The sequence below is a fragment of the Mucilaginibacter lappiensis genome (assembly GCF_050433765.1).
Lineage (GTDB): Bacteria > Bacteroidota > Bacteroidia > Sphingobacteriales > Sphingobacteriaceae > Mucilaginibacter > Mucilaginibacter lappiensis_A.
The window spans coordinates 745,960-761,062 of sequence record NZ_JBNPWP010000001.1 but is presented as its reverse complement, the minus strand read 5'-3'; the positions used below and the strand labels follow the sequence as shown (position 1 = coordinate 761,062).

General features: G+C 37.4%; 8 protein-coding genes. 7 read left to right on the top strand and 1 reads right to left on the bottom strand.

Annotation, left to right across the window (positions count from 1 at the left end):
• From M2273_RS03250 to M2273_RS03235, 4 genes are all read left to right on the top strand, one after another.
• Positions 1 to 1,485 carry a RagB/SusD family nutrient uptake outer membrane protein gene (locus M2273_RS03250; RefSeq protein WP_429392936.1) on the top strand — a complete coding sequence of 495 codons (1,485 nt, stop codon included), beginning with the start codon at positions 1 to 3 and terminating at the stop codon, positions 1,483 to 1,485.
• Positions 1,486 to 1,819: 334 nt separating this feature from the next.
• Entirely contained in the window at positions 1,820 to 2,554 is a 735-nt protein-coding gene (locus tag M2273_RS03245; protein WP_429392933.1) for a LytR/AlgR family response regulator transcription factor, read from the top strand.
• Positions 2,555 to 2,772: 218 nt separating this feature from the next.
• Positions 2,773 to 3,480: an aquaporin Z gene (gene aqpZ, locus M2273_RS03240; protein WP_429392929.1), complete on the top strand. Its 708-nt coding sequence runs from the start codon at positions 2,773 to 2,775 to the stop codon at positions 3,478 to 3,480.
• A gap of 463 nt (positions 3,481 to 3,943) precedes the next feature.
• Positions 3,944 to 6,085, top strand: a complete 2,142-nt coding sequence (locus tag M2273_RS03235; RefSeq protein WP_429392926.1) for a hybrid sensor histidine kinase/response regulator — start codon at positions 3,944 to 3,946, stop codon at positions 6,083 to 6,085.
• Between the two features lie 15 nt (positions 6,086 to 6,100).
• On the opposite strand, the gene M2273_RS03230 is transcribed toward M2273_RS03235, so the two are convergent.
• Positions 6,101 to 7,687, bottom strand: coding sequence for a gliding motility protein RemB (locus M2273_RS03230; RefSeq protein WP_429392924.1), 1,587 nt, complete (start codon positions 7,685 to 7,687; stop codon positions 6,101 to 6,103).
• Positions 7,688 to 7,941: 254 nt separating this feature from the next.
• Here M2273_RS03230 and M2273_RS03225 point away from each other — a divergent pair, with 254 nt between their 5' ends.
• The 3 genes from M2273_RS03225 (at position 7,942) to M2273_RS03215 (ending at position 15,097) form a co-directional block, all read left to right on the top strand.
• Entirely contained in the window at positions 7,942 to 10,959 is a 3,018-nt protein-coding gene (locus tag M2273_RS03225) for a glycosyltransferase family 117 protein (protein WP_429392922.1), read from the top strand.
• A gap of 148 nt (positions 10,960 to 11,107) precedes the next feature.
• Positions 11,108 to 13,687 carry a DUF3857 domain-containing protein gene (locus M2273_RS03220; RefSeq protein WP_429392919.1) on the top strand — a complete coding sequence of 860 codons (2,580 nt, stop codon included), beginning with the start codon at positions 11,108 to 11,110 and terminating at the stop codon, positions 13,685 to 13,687.
• Positions 13,688 to 13,858: 171 nt separating this feature from the next.
• The gene (locus M2273_RS03215) at positions 13,859 to 15,097 is read left to right on the top strand and encodes a Pycsar system effector family protein (RefSeq protein ID WP_429392917.1); all 1,239 of its coding nucleotides are present in this window, start codon (positions 13,859 to 13,861) and stop codon (positions 15,095 to 15,097) included.
• Positions 15,098 to 15,103: the final 6 nt, after the last annotated feature.

Sequence of the window (15,103 nt, the reverse complement as noted above, 5' to 3'; positions counted from 1 at the left end):
ATGAAAACAAACATAATCATATTTATAGCAGCAGTGTTTTTTATAACATCATGCAAAAAATTGGATGTTACGCCTCCTGATAAGCTATCAACAAACAACTTTTGGAAAACAGCTGCTGATGCCGATCTGGCGCTTACCGGCCTTTATGGAACACTATACGCGCAAAACGGTCAAATTACCGAATATGCACCCATGTGGTGGGAAAATTTCAGCGATAATTCCTACAGTCAAAATAATCAGGGTAGTTCGCAACAATCACTTATCGCCGGTCTTACATCTACTATAGGAGGGTTCCCGACTGATAACAGCCAAAGCTTATATGCAAACGCTTACATAGGTATAGCTGCAACCAACAGCTTTTTAGTTAATGTAAGCAAAGTATTAACCGGCGACAAGTTAAATCAATATAAGGGTGAGGCTTACTTTTTACGCGCGTTTAATTATTTTTTACTGGCCGAAACCTATGGTAACGTTCCTATAGTAACTGCCGATCCGGTGACCGTTGATTTTAAAAATAAGGTATCAAAATCAGCAAGAACCGATGTTTTAAAGTTGATAGAAAGTGATCTTGACCAGGCCATTGCATCACTGCCAAACGCAAAATACAATACGGGCCACGCGGTAAGGGCTTCGGCACAGGGGATAAAGGTAAGGGTATTGTTGTTTGAGAAAAAATATGCAGAAGCAGCCGCCCTGGCCAAAACCATTATTGACGGTGGTTTATTTTCTCTAAACGCTAACTATCCGGCCAACTTTTATAAACCCGATCAAAGCTCCAGCCCCGAAATTATGTTTTCGGTACAGTTTCAGGCTCCGGCTGCACCGCATAATTTCCCGATCACCATTGCAATCATAGGCGCCGGGTATAAAGATTTGCAGGGCACACAGGATATGATCAATGAGTATGAGGCCAATGATCCGCGGAAAACGATGACCTTTTTCTTCCCGGGTGATACCCCCGCAAAAGGCTGGCCGTTCCCGAATACAGTTGGAACCCCGGGTGTAAACAACTGGACCCAGGGTTTTTATCCGGGAAAAAAATGGCTCGATCCCAAAAATGTAAATCCGCAGCCGGGTATGCTTGATGATCAGGATTATGTATGGCTGCGATACGCTGATATTAAACTAATGTATGCCGAAGCTCAAAATGAAGCATCAGGGCCCGATGCCAGCGTTTATCAGCAGGTGAATGAAGTTCGTGCCCGCCCGGGTATTAATATGCCGCCACTACCTGCCAATCTTAATCAGGCAGACATGCGCGCACGCATTCAACACGAAAGAAGAGTTGAATTTGCGTTAGAGGGGTTGCGTTATTTTGATCTGCGTAGATGGGGCCTTGCCAAGCAGAAGCTAAATGGCTTTATACAAAATCCGTTAACTCCGGCAGTAAAAACTATTTATAAAGATAATTTTGATTTTTGGCCAATACCACAAAACGAAATTGACAGAAACGCGCCGGTACTTATTCAAAATAATGGTTATTAAAAGTACACTATAAAAACAAAAATGATCCGCTTTTTAAAAGGAGCAGATCATTTTTGTTTTAGATCATTTGATAAACCCCGGGCGTGAGGGGTTAAATCTTATATATATGGTTATTTTTAAGTATTGATTTAAAATAATATTCATATCTTGTTATTCTTATAAGTTGTTGATCCTGTGTAAAGGGGGAGTTAATGGTAACTACCATTTGAATTGGATTTTGTTGGATCAAACTTGTAAGGAAGTTGTTATAATTTAAAAATTACCATGAATTTTATAATATAATGGTTAATTTGCATAATAAGATCAAACACCTTTATTGCTTATTTTTAAACCGATGCCAATAGACTGTATGATTGTTGACGATGACGAGATGGTGCTTTCCCATCTTCGCAGTCTTGTTGTCCAAACGCCCTTTTTAAACTTACTATCATTTCATACTAATCCTGCCGATGCGTTAATAGCCATTGAAAACCAAAACCTGAAACTCGTTTTCCTTGATATTAATATGCCGGGCATTAGTGGTATGGAATTAGCCCGGATAATTAACAATAGAAAAGGTACCGAGGCCCCGCGTATTATTTTTACCACAGGCTTTGAACGTTTTGCCCTGGAAGGGTATAAAGTTAATGCTCTTGATTATCTACTTAAACCCATTGAGTACGAAGCCTTTATTAAAGCCGCCTATAAGGCTAAAGCTGATATTGAGAATAATATTAAACCACTTCCTGGTGTAACCGGGTATACTGAAAATGATTTTATTTTTTTAAGGGTGGAGTATGAACTGGTAAAAGTTTATTTAAAGAACATTCTTTATTTTGAAGGGTTTAAAGACTATGTGAAAGTTTATGTAGCTAATAGCGATAATTACATAAAATCACTTACTACCATGAAAAGCCTTGAGGAAAAACTAACCGTAAATTCCTTCATGCGTGTACATCGTTCGTTCATTGTATCGCTTGATAAGATCGATACTATCACTAAAAATACCGTTAGGGTAGGAAAAACATTGATCCCGGTTAGTGAACAATACAAGGAATCATTTAAAAAATTTATTGATAAGTGGTTTTAACAATTTTAAATTCTATCCAACTCTTTTGCCTTTCTGTCGATATTATATAGCTATCTATCGAAACTACTCCACATTCGGTTTAAAACTCATTTTATTTGATTAGGATTTTCGGCCTGATTGTTCATGTTATAAAGTTATGATATGGCTTATCCTTAGTTTAAAATCAACAATAGTTTGATCATACTTCATCTAATCCTTTTATTTAATTCAATTTCACTATGGAAACAAACACCTTCTCCAAATTTTCAGCTGAGCTTTTTGGTACGCTCGTATTAGTTTTAATGGGCTGCGGCAGCGCGGTAATTGCAGGAGCAAACGGTACAACCGGCGTAGGTCTTTTGGGTATAGCTTTCGCTTTCGGTTTGTCTGTTGTGGCAATGGCTTATGCAATTGGTCATATATCTGGTTGTCATATTAACCCGGCTATTTCTATTGGTATGGTTATATCAGGTAGGATGAAAGCAAGCGAAGCCGTGATTTACATTATTGCTCAGGTATTGGGAGCCATTGCAGGAGCCGGTATCCTATTGCTTATTGCATCAGGTAAAGATGGGTATAGTGTTGCTGCTAATGGTTTAGGTCAAAATGGCTATGATGCTTTTTCGCCGGCGCATTACAATTTACTATCAGGGTTTGTTGCCGAAACTATTTTTACATTTATATTTCTTCTGGTGATATTTGGCTCAACTTCTACAAAAAATATACATGGTGGTTTTGCCGGTTTAGCAATAGGTTTAAGCTTAGTGCTTATACATATAGTAGGCATACCGGTTACTGGTGTATCCGTAAATCCGGCGCGCAGTATTGGCCCGGCATTACTGGTTGGTGGTGCTGCCATTAGTCAGCTATGGTTGTTTATTGTTGCTCCTATATTAGGTGCTGCGCTGAGTGCAATTGTTTGGCGTTATGTTTTGGAAAGAAAATAGAATAAGAACTAAAACGAATGTTTATCAAATCTGTTAAACATTCGTTTTTATGCATTGAATGGTGTATGACCAGTTATCATATTTAATAATATATAATTGATTTTAGTATTCTTTGAACTGCCTGCTTAATAATTTTTCCTTTAAATATTCAAATCACTTCATGTTAAACACTGCTAACTCCGCTCTTTACGGTTTTAGTGAAGAAGTCTTTAAATTTTACCTTGCTATACTTTATATCGTCAAATCAAAAAAACGCTAATATGCAATATTATTTAACTGCATATCAGACCCACCTCCTGATGTGAAACTTTCGTTAAGTTTAATTATTTATTTAATCGTTTATATTTTAAACTCATCATTACAGTAAGGTTAAAATATATGATTCTGACTTTATTAAATACTATTATTGCCCCTTAATTTCATGATGACTATCATCATTGTACTCTTTTAGCTAACCGCTTTAATGAAATCGACGTATACTCAAAAAATTTCAAGAAAAATCCTGCTGGCATTTTTAGCATTCGTTATTATTTTGGCCATAGCAGCCCTTTTTGTTCGGGATTCTATCTCCCATAAACTGCAAAACATCTCTAAATTAGCGCGCAATGTGGAATATGATCAGTCAAAACCACAACAAGCCCTGTTACTATTACATGAGGCAGAGGACGACTTTCAAGAGTCATTATTAAACACCGATGGCGCAATAAGTAAAGCCTATAAAACAAAATTATCTCAAGCTTTTGATGAGATAGATACCCTGCTTAGGGAACATGCCGATACGCTGAGTTTAACCTCGGTACAACACAAAAAGGTACAGTACTGGCATAATAAAAAAGTACAACTGTCGGCCAGGTTGTATTCACTTAAACATAATTTTGATTCCCTGCTTACCGTTTATGCCGATTATAATACCCTTGCTAATAAAAATTCAACCCATATTAGCATAGATAACAGCCCCAGTAAAAAAACTGTTGAGAGCAAAACAGACACCATAAGGAAAAGCACCGTAGCTAAGAAAAAGGGCTTTTTTGCAAGGATAAAAGATGCTATCTCCAATAAAAATGGCAATGCCTCATCTACAAATATTATTGAGGTTAATCATAACCGTACAAGCCATGTAGTTGATTCAACCACTCGCAATATTGCTTACAGGGATAAAAGGATCTACGACCAAAAGTTAAAGCAGCTGCAACAACGAAACACAGCGCTGCTTACAACACAAAAAGAACTGATTTCGCTTAACGTAAGTATCAGGAATGAGCTGGAAAGTATTATAAATGATATTAAGGAGATTAATTACGGTATAGCGAATGAATTTAAAGGGATGACCTTTAAAAACTATCAGGAAACAACGGCATTGCTAAATAACTTTTACCTGGCAGCCCTTTTTTTAGTATTGATATTTGCGGCTTTGCTTATTGTATTTATACTTAAGCTTGGCGTATCTGAAACACTTTTACTCCAGGAAAATGAACGGTCGGTAACTATAGCTCAGCAAAAAATGGATCTGTTGCAACATATGAGCCATGAAATACGCAATCCGCTTACTGCCATTAAGGGTTTCCTGTATATATTCAGTCAAACTCAGCTATCTCCCCGCCAGGCCGATATGCTGGGTTCTATCAGGTTGTCTTCTGATATGCTGCTGCGTACACTGAATGATACGCTGGATGCCGCGAAAATGGAGAATAGTGAATTTAAGATCAATAAAGATCCGTTTAATGCTGATTTTGTATTAAAAGAGGTTATTGAAAGCATGGAATTTAGCGCCACCAAAAAGCAACTCGATCTTGATTATAACTTTGAGGGCAATAGGGGAGCTTTGATTTTAGGAGATAGTTTCAGGCTTAAACAAATTATGGTTAACCTGCTCAGTAATGCCATTAAATATACCAGTACAGGTAGTATTACAGTAAATGCAAGCCTTACATCACTAAATGACGAGCATAGGTTAAAGGTTGATATCGTTGACACGGGGGCTGGGATTAGTTTAGAACAGCAGGTAAATCTTTTCTCAAAATATTATCAAACCAACTCTGCTAAGGGCCAAACGGGGACAGGCCTTGGGCTTTATATTTGCAAACAGCTTGTTCTGTTGCAAAAAGGGCAGATTAGTGTAAAAAGCAATGCGGGTAAGGGCAGTACTTTTAGCTTTTGCATTCCTTATGAGGAGGGTAAAAACATTAATTACTTTATAGATAAACAAAAAATCGATGACCCATTATCGTTGCTTAACGGAATAAGTATCCTGGCTGTTGATGATAATGAACTAAGTTTAATGTTCCTGAAGATGATGACCAGCAAATGGAATATCAAGTTTTACCAGGCATTTAACGGAAAGGAAGCATTGGACATTTTAACTAAAGAAACCATAAACGTAGTATTAACTGATATTCAGATGCCCACTATGAATGGGCATGAACTTATTGCAGCAATAAGGCAATCAAAAGCGCCATTAAGTGAAGTGCCGGTAATTGCCATCAGTGGTAACGCCAAACTATCAGAAACCGAAAAGCTTTCAAAAAAAGGATTCTCGGGCTTTGTTACCAAACCGTTTATCGAAGCTGAGTTAATAAAACATATTGTTGATGCATTGAAATTATAACCCGGCAGCCTTAACTTAAAAATCGTGATATAAATTTCTGAACGAACTCCTTAAGCCGAAAGTAACCATTGTGGTTTTTGTGTCGCTCTGCACGTTTTTTTCCTGCCTGTAAAGGCCGCTAAGTTCAATACGTAAGTTATACTTGGGGTTGATAAGGAATGATACCGTACCCTCGGTGTAATAAAGTTGTGTGCTTAAGCCCTGACCTATAACAGGTACTGGGTTGGGTGTTGCCGGGTACGGTTTGTTTATCAGCTTTCCATTGTTATCTGTTTTGGCAGCGTCAAGTCCATATTTTCCATAATCAAACTGGCCCTGAAAATCAAAACGGCCAAGCGAATAGTTTACGATGCCTAAAAACTCTCTGAAGTTTGCGCCAAACGGATGGGCCAGCGGATCGCCAAAGAAAGTATAACTATCAAGTGGTTGGGTGCTTGAATAAGTATACGGTTTAACGGTATTAAATTCAAAAAGGTAATTAAGCCGGTTAACTTTAAATATATCAGCCCCACGAATACCCAACTGTACGCCATTGGTATTATCAGTATTATTACCAGAAAAGAAATTGCTGGCTTTAAACCTGTCAAGCATCAATTGTCCGTAAATGGCTGTTTTATCAAATATTTTATACTTGCCTGTGAAACCCATAAAAACGTTGTCTTTAGGAGAAGCTGATGAACCCAAAGAGCTTGAAAACAGGATTGGGTTAATAAAGTTTACATCAAAACCGCGCCTGTTTCCCTGTGCATCAGCTTCGGGAGTAATAAGCGCGTTAAAGAAACCAAATGATAACCTGTTGCTTACATTCCAGTCTAAATAATGGAAAAGCGCCCATTTACGGCGATTACTGCCAAAAGTATCGAATTTCTTCTCTTTTATATCCTCAAGGTATGTCCATGCCATCATATACTGTAACTTTCCGAAGTTTGCTGTAACCCGTAATAAAGGCATATTAGCTGCATAATCTGATAACAACAGGGAGCGATATCCATCGCCTATAAACATTTTATCCTGCCCTAAAGTAATGTTAAGCTGTTTTATAGGAGTATAAGAGACAGTTGCAGTAACATATGACCAATCCTGGCTAATCTGGGCCAGGCCATTATAATGCCGGGCATAAGCCTGTCCTGGTACAAAACCATTGGCATTAACAAGATCATTATAATAATTGGGGAATGTGCCTTGGTTTTCAAAACCACTGGTGTAAAATGAAAATTTAGTGCCTACAGTTCCACCAAACTGGTAGCCGCGTGTATTTAAATTAGGTGTTCTATGGGCGGTAAATTCCCTTCCGGTTAAAAGATCAAGGATGATATCACCATAAAAAGTATAATCTTTAGTTTTTACATCAAATAAATGCTCATTGAACAATTTACGCATTAGCCAGCTTTTATTGTTGCTGCTTACCCCAACATTCATAACCGAATCATAAGTGCGATTTATTGAACTATCAATTAAAAAAGGGCGCAAAGAAGTATGAAATGAGCTTTTGGTACTATAAATATCTGCATTGAATTTTTGATAAAGCTGGTAGGAGTCGGGCAAATAAACAGACTGTGCATTAGTTAGTTGCGCTGAAAATAAAATGAATCCAGTTAGCAAAAATAATTTTATAAAGCGAAAAAAGTAGAGTTTCTGCATCGGAGCAAAGTAAGTATTATTTATGGTAAGATAAAAATTTCGTTGCACGTGTTTAGGTTATAATAATCCTGAGGTTTTACTGATCAATAAGATGTTAAATGATCTTAAAAGTTAATTAATGTTAAATTTGTTTGCATGAAACTGTTTTTTTTAAATAAGTTATAAAAATCCTGATATTTGCCCGCGCGATAAAATCATACTATATCATATTATAAATGCAATACAAAAAAATCAATAACCTTTTAGGCTGGCTTTGCTTTGTTATAGCTTCTGTTACCTATATTTTAACTTTAGAGCCATCCGTAAGTTTTTGGGATTGCGGCGAATTTATTTCATGTGCCTACCGTTTACAGGTAGCCCACCAACCTGGGTACCCCGTATTTGCCATGCTTGGCAAGTTGTTTTCGCTACTCTCATTTGGCGATAATACAAAAGTGCCATATTATACCAACATGGGTTCGGCAATAGCCAGCGGGGCAACTATTATGTTCCTGTTTTGGACCATAACCGCACTGGCTAAAAAAATGCTGCTTAATAAGCGTGATGATGTTGTAGATCAGTCAAATCTTATCCTTATTATGGGGGCTGGCCTTGTTGGTGCATTGGCCTTTACTTATACTGATACATTTTGGTTTTCGGCTGTTGAAACCATCGTATTTGCTTTGTCGTCAATGTGCACAGCCATAGTATTTTGGGCCATTTTAAAATGGGATGCCCATGCCGATGAGAAAGGTTCTGATAAATGGCTGATTTTTATTGCCTATGTTATGGGCCTATCCATAGGTATCCATTTATTAAACTTATTAACAATTCCTGCAATAGCTATGGTTTACTTTTTCAGGAGGAGTAAAAAGGTCAATACAAAAAATGGTATCCTGGCATTCTTAGCAGGTATTGTTATATTGGGTATAGTGCAGTATGGTATAAGAGGCTATACCATAAAATTTGCTGCTTATTTTGATCTGTTCTTTGTAAACTCGCTTGGTCTTGGCTTTGGCACCGGTGCGTTTTTCTTTATATTGTTAATTGTTGCGGTATTGGTAGCCGGTATAGTATATAGCATTCGTGCCAGGAAACCAGTACTTAACCTGGCACTGTTGTGCATAGCTTTTATTTATTTTGGATATGGTTCTTTTGCATATATTCCTATCAGGGCCACCGCAAATACCAACCTGAATAACTCTCATCCCGATAACGCATTTACACTTTACGGCTATTTAAACCGTATTCAGTATGGTGAAAACCCTTTATTGACCGGACCTTTTTATGATGCCACCATTACCGATCAAAAAGAAGGCAGCATTATTTACCGTAAAGGAAAAACACAATATGAAAATGCAGGCCGCAAAGTAGAAAGTGTATACAGTCACACTACCTTCCTGCCGCGTATGTACAGTACCGAACCACAAGACGTTCAGTTTTATAAAGATTGGTTGCACATTCCCGATGGACAAGCGCCAACCTTTACTGATAACATGAAGTGGATGTTTAGCTGGCAAATGTACCAGATGTACTGGCGATATTTCTTTTGGAATTTTGTAGGCCGGTATAGTGATGCCGATGGGCAAACAAACACCGAAGGCATTGATGGTAACTGGACAACTGGTCTTTTTGATAAAAACTTACCTAAATCAGTGGTTAACGGTACAACCTATACACCATTATATGCATTGCCTTTAATTTTAGGTTTAATAGGAGCTTTCTATCATCTTAATCGTAAAAAGAAGGATGCACTGGTTGTTTTATTGCTGTTCTTTTTCACCGGGCTTGCCATTGTATTATATGTTAACCAACCCTCGGTACAGCCGCGAGAGCGCGATTATTCCTACGTCGGCTCCTTTTACGCCTTTGCCATTTGGATAGGGTTTGGTGTAATTGCTATTGCTGAATTTGCGCGTAAGTATATCAACCCAAAGATTGCAGCAATAGGATCAATTGGCGTTTGCCTGTTGCTGGCACCGGTACTGCTTGCCAGTAAGGAATGGAAAGCCCATGACCGGTCAACCAAGTGGACAGCACATGATATGGCCTATAATTACCTGATCTCGTGCCCGCCTAATGCTATTTTATTTACCTATGGCGATAATGATACCTATTCGTTATGGTATGACCAGGAAGTAGAAGGCATAAGACCCGATGTGCGCATTGTTAACCTGAGCCTTTTTACAGGTGATTGGTACATACGTCAGATGCAGGGAAAAATGAATCAGTCGGCTCCGTTACCCATTACTATGCCTTATGATAAGTATAAAGAAGGGGTGAGGGATGTTATATATTACAGCGACAGGAAAATACCTGGCCCTGTTGAGGTGAAAGAAATATTTGATTTTATATCGTCAGATGATAAGGCCGCACAGGTGCAATACCAAAGTGGCGATTATGGTAATTACCTGCCTACCAAGAATTTTAAAATTACCATAAACCCTGATGAAGTAGTAAAGAACGGTGTAGTTACACCTGATCAAAAAAGTAAGCTTACCAAAAGCATGGAGTGGAAATTTACCTCCAACTATGTTACTAAAGATAACCTGGCCATGCTTGATATACTGGCACATAATCATTGGAAAAGACCAATTTGTTTTACTACTACAATTGGGAATGATAACCTTATTGGTTTACAACCTTACCTGTATAAAGAAGGGTTTACTTACCGTTTAATCCCATTTGAAAAGGATACTACCAAACGTGATCAGTTAGGTAAAACAAATACCATGGTGATGTATAATAATATCATGAACAAGTTTAAATTCGGTAATTTTAAAAATGCCCGTTACCTTGACCATGAATCAACCTCCATGTTTTATCCGGTAATGACATCTACTTTTATTGATCTGGCGCAAAACCTGATGGAAGAAGGTCATAATGACCTGGCATTAAAGGTTATTCATAAATATGACCAGGAAATGCCAGATATAACTCCCTATATAGATGTTGCTGGTCGCAAATTATTTTTAGCCCAATTGGCGTTTCAGCTGAATGATGTGGTACTGGGTAAGAAATTGATAACCAGCATTGACAATTACGTTACCGATCAGCTTGATTATAATTACCACCTGCTTACCAACAATGCAAATAGTATAAACATGCGCGATGTGCAGATCAGTATGCAATTGCTAAATGGTATGGCCGATTTTACTAAGGAAAGTAAACAAGCTGATATCAATAATAAGGTACAGGCACAGTTAAAAGATTATATGAAAAAATTTGCCCCCGTTTTAGGCGGTCAGCAATAAGTACTATAATTAAAAAAAGATAACAAAGCCACTTCAGCAAAATGAGGTGGCTTTGTTGTTTAATGATATGGTAAGTAATTGATTTTAATAGATAATATGAAAATAAATAAAAGAAAAGTCAGGTTCTTTATTTATTTTCATTGCCTGTATGCAGAAGCTTTTTAAAATATACCTCACCTTATTTGTTTGTTTTTTATTTGTTAACAACCAGGTTAAAGGCGGCACACCAACCGTTCATATATCGGCTAAACCAACCTGGCTTAGTACCTGTAAAGTTTATAATCAAAAGCCATCTTCGCGTACCATTGAAAGAGGCTTTTTTTACGCCCTTGCTGAACAGCAGGTACATGTAGAAAAACAGGCAGATTATCATCATGTTATAAAAGAGATAGTTTCTGAAACCGGTATACAAAATGCATCTCAAATATCGGTAGGTTTTGACCCGGCCTTTGAACGGCTTGATTTTCATGATATCACCATCTGGCGGGATAATAAACCGATTAACCGGTTAAAAACATCGGCCTTTAAAGTAATAGCTGATGAACAGGATCTTTCGAATTTCATATACCAGGGTAGCTTTTCGGCCCTATGCATCCTTGACGACATCAGAAAGGGTGACCGCATAGAGTACGCATATACCATTACCGGCCGCAATCCAATATTCAATGATAAGTTCTGTGAAGATATTTATTTACAATGGTACCAACCCATTGCGCACCAGTATACAGCAATTATCACTTCATCACAAAGGAAATTAAATTTCAAGCCTTTTAATAAAGTACCTGAAGTGGTTATTTCTGAAAGTAATGGCTTAAAACGGTATGAATACGAGGATTTCCAGGTATCGGCTGCCCACGATGATAATAACCAACCGGCATGGTACAATGCCAGGGGATATATACAGATCAGTGAATATGATAATTGGGCTGGGGTGGTTAACTGGGCATTAGGTATAAACCCGGCAGCCACAAATATTAAGGGCGAACTGGCCGACCGTATAAAACAGCTAAAAACCATGGCTGGCGGCAATAAGGAAAAATACTTTAGAGAAGCGGTAAAAACCGTTCAGGACGAGGTGAGGTATATGGGTATCGAGATAGGGCAGTACTCGCACCAGGCAAATAAACCTGAAAAGGTATTTAAACAACGTTATGGCGATTGTAAAGATAAATCACTGTTATTGGTGTCAATACTTAAAGCAAATGATATTGATGCATCCATGGTTTTAGTAAATGCGGATCGTGGTGCACATATTGCAGAATATATACCAACCTATAATGCTTTTAACCACGCTGTTGTAGTTGCCACTGTTAACGGGAAACAAGTTTGGATTGATGCTACTATTGATTACCAGGGTGGTTCGGGTACTGATATTTATTTTCCGGACTATGGCAAAGGACTGATATTAAAGGCAGGAAATACTGAACTTACAACCATATCGCCATCAAAAACCGGCAAAATAATTAATAAGGATATATATAAGATCAAGGATGCTAAATCGCCAGTTCTGTTTACGGTAAAAACCACTTATACCCTTAACCACGCCGATGATATCCGGAGTAGGCTGGCATCATCCGGCATGGCCGAAACAGAGAAAAGCTATTTGGAATATTATTCAAAGACATATTCAAAAATTGAGGCCAGGGATTCAATTATTGTAGTTGATGATCTGCAAAAGAATGTACTAACCACTACCGAAACTTACCTGATCAATAATTTCTTTAGAAAAGATTCTACAACAAATAAATTAGTAGTTGATCTTTTTGCAAATAGTATATCACAACAGCTTCCATCTATAACAGGGCAAACAAAAACACCTGTATCAGTTTCCTATCCTTATGATCTGGAATATACCCAACAGGTGATATTGCCTGTGAGCTGGGATATCACCGAAAGAAGGAATACTATCAGTAGGGATTATTATCGGTTTGCATCTCATTATACCTCATCGGGCGATACCCTGTTGCTTAATTATAAGTTTGCATATCTTAAAGATTATGTCCCTGTCGACAAGCTTTCTGAATTCAAGGATGATATAAAGCAGTTGAATGATAGTGGTTTAAGTTATAGCTTTTCTTATACGCCAAATGATGGCTCAACAATATCAAACGCCAATAACTTTATGGTGATTTTTGCTGGTTTGCTTACTGTAGGACTCATCTGTTTAGGTGTTTGGATCTACCAGCGCGAAACTCCAGGCATTGTTTTTAGTTATGGCGCTACATTTACACCAATTGGCGGCTGGCTTATATTGATTGCCATTGGTCTTGCCTTAACTCCTTTAAATGTAGTTATATCACTGTTTACTAATGACTATTTTAATTTAAAGACATGGAATTTACACACAACGGATAAACTCGATCTTAATTTTAAAATAATAATAGCGTTTGAAACAGCTGGAAACATCATATTAATGTGTTACGCTGTGTTTTGCCTGATATTGCTCTTAAACAAACGTGATATATTTCCTAAAGCCATAATTGGTTATCTTTTGTTTAATGTAACATTTTTATTGATTGATTACCTTGTAGCTTTACCACTTCATAACGATCTGATTTCGCAAAAAGCTTTATATACTTTGATCCGTATATGTATTACTGCGGCCATCTGGATACCTTATTTCAGAATATCTACAAGAGTTAAGGATACTTTCATAGTTCCTTATCCGCCTTATAATTACAGTTATGAAGGACCTGAAAACCTGGTTGAAGAATCTAAAAGTTTATAAGCTTGATTTAACCATTCCTTGTTTGTTCATTATTTCTAAATAAAACACCTAACTATTTGAATGTTAATTTGGAGTGTTAAACTTTAATAATAATTAAGGGTTTAAGCCATTTCTGGCTGTAATTAAAGATTTTTAGAATAAATTTGTCTACTTTAACCATAAAAAGCTACCATGAAATTTCAACAGTTGTTAGACGAGGTTAAGCATTATGTAATATCGTATTTTGATGTACATCATGATCCTGAACTAATATATCATAATTTAAAGCATACAAAGGATGTTGTTGCTGCTGCCACACAGGTAGCTAATCATTATCAGCTAAGTGATGAAGACTTTTTTATAGTAATATCGGCTGCGTGGTTTCATGATACCGGTTACTTTACCGATAAAAATAATCATGAAACAAAAAGTGTTGATATTGCAAACCACCTTTTAAAGCAGCTTAATATAGAAGTTTCTGTAATTGATAAGGTTAATGCGTGTATTATGGCCACGCGGATGCCACAAAAACCAACAAACCTGTTAGAAGAAATTTTGTGCGATGCCGATCTTTTTCACCTGGGTACAGATGATTTTCGCGATAAAACCAGGCTGATGCGTAAGGAAATGGAAGCCATAAAGCATACGGAATTTGATAAGGAGGCCTGGCGCACAATTAATATTGAGCTGTTGCAAACGCATAATTATTTTACTGATTATTGCCGCTTGCTGCTAAATGATCAGAAACAAAAAAATCTGGAGAAGTTAAAAGATAAACAAGCTGGTGTTAAAGAAAAAACTGAAGTGAACGAAGTACCTGAAGTAAATCTGGCTGACGTTGGTCTTGTTAAAGCTGATCTTGTTGATCATGATGATCATGACAAACATGAAAAAAAACATAAAAGTGACAGGCCCGAAAGAGGAATTGAAACCATGTTTAGAATAAGCTCAACTAATCATCAACGCTTAAGTGATATGGCCGACAATAAGGCCCACATCATGATCACGGTAAACTCTATCATCTTATCGGCTATTATCAGTTTGGTTTTACGTAAGCTTGATGAGCATTCAAACTTGTTCATTCCCACATTTATGTTGCTTACAGTAAGTTTGCTCACCATGATATTTTCAATATTGGCAACCAGGCCATCAATACCTCAGGGCTTATTTACACCCGATGATATTGAAAAGAAAACGGTGAACCTGCTTTTCTTTGGTAATTTTTACCGGATGTCACTTGATGCTTACAGTGATGGTATGTTAAAAATGATGGATGATAAAGACTTTCTGTACGGCAGTCTTATCCGTGATAACTATTCTCAGGGAGTTGTTCTGGGTAAAAAATACAGGTTGCTACGGGTGTCATATAATATATTCATGTTCGGGCTCATTCTCTCAGTAATGGCATTTCTTATTTCATCATTGATATAAGATACG

Excerpts from the sequence above, each read along its gene's own strand:
- M2273_RS03250 (WP_429392936.1), top strand. The coding sequence starts at position 1 with ATGAAAACAAACATAATCATATTTATAGCAGCAGTGTTTTTTATAACA.
- M2273_RS03245 (WP_429392933.1), top strand. The coding sequence starts at position 1,820 with ATGCCAATAGACTGTATGATTGTTGACGATGACGAGATGGTGCTTTCC.
- aqpZ (WP_429392929.1), top strand. The coding sequence starts at position 2,773 with ATGGAAACAAACACCTTCTCCAAATTTTCAGCTGAGCTTTTTGGTACG.
- M2273_RS03235 (WP_429392926.1), top strand. The coding sequence starts at position 3,944 with ATGAAATCGACGTATACTCAAAAAATTTCAAGAAAAATCCTGCTGGCA.
- M2273_RS03225 (WP_429392922.1), top strand. The coding sequence starts at position 7,942 with ATGCAATACAAAAAAATCAATAACCTTTTAGGCTGGCTTTGCTTTGTT.
- M2273_RS03220 (WP_429392919.1), top strand. The coding sequence starts at position 11,108 with ATGCAGAAGCTTTTTAAAATATACCTCACCTTATTTGTTTGTTTTTTA.
- M2273_RS03215 (WP_429392917.1), top strand. The coding sequence starts at position 13,859 with ATGAAATTTCAACAGTTGTTAGACGAGGTTAAGCATTATGTAATATCG.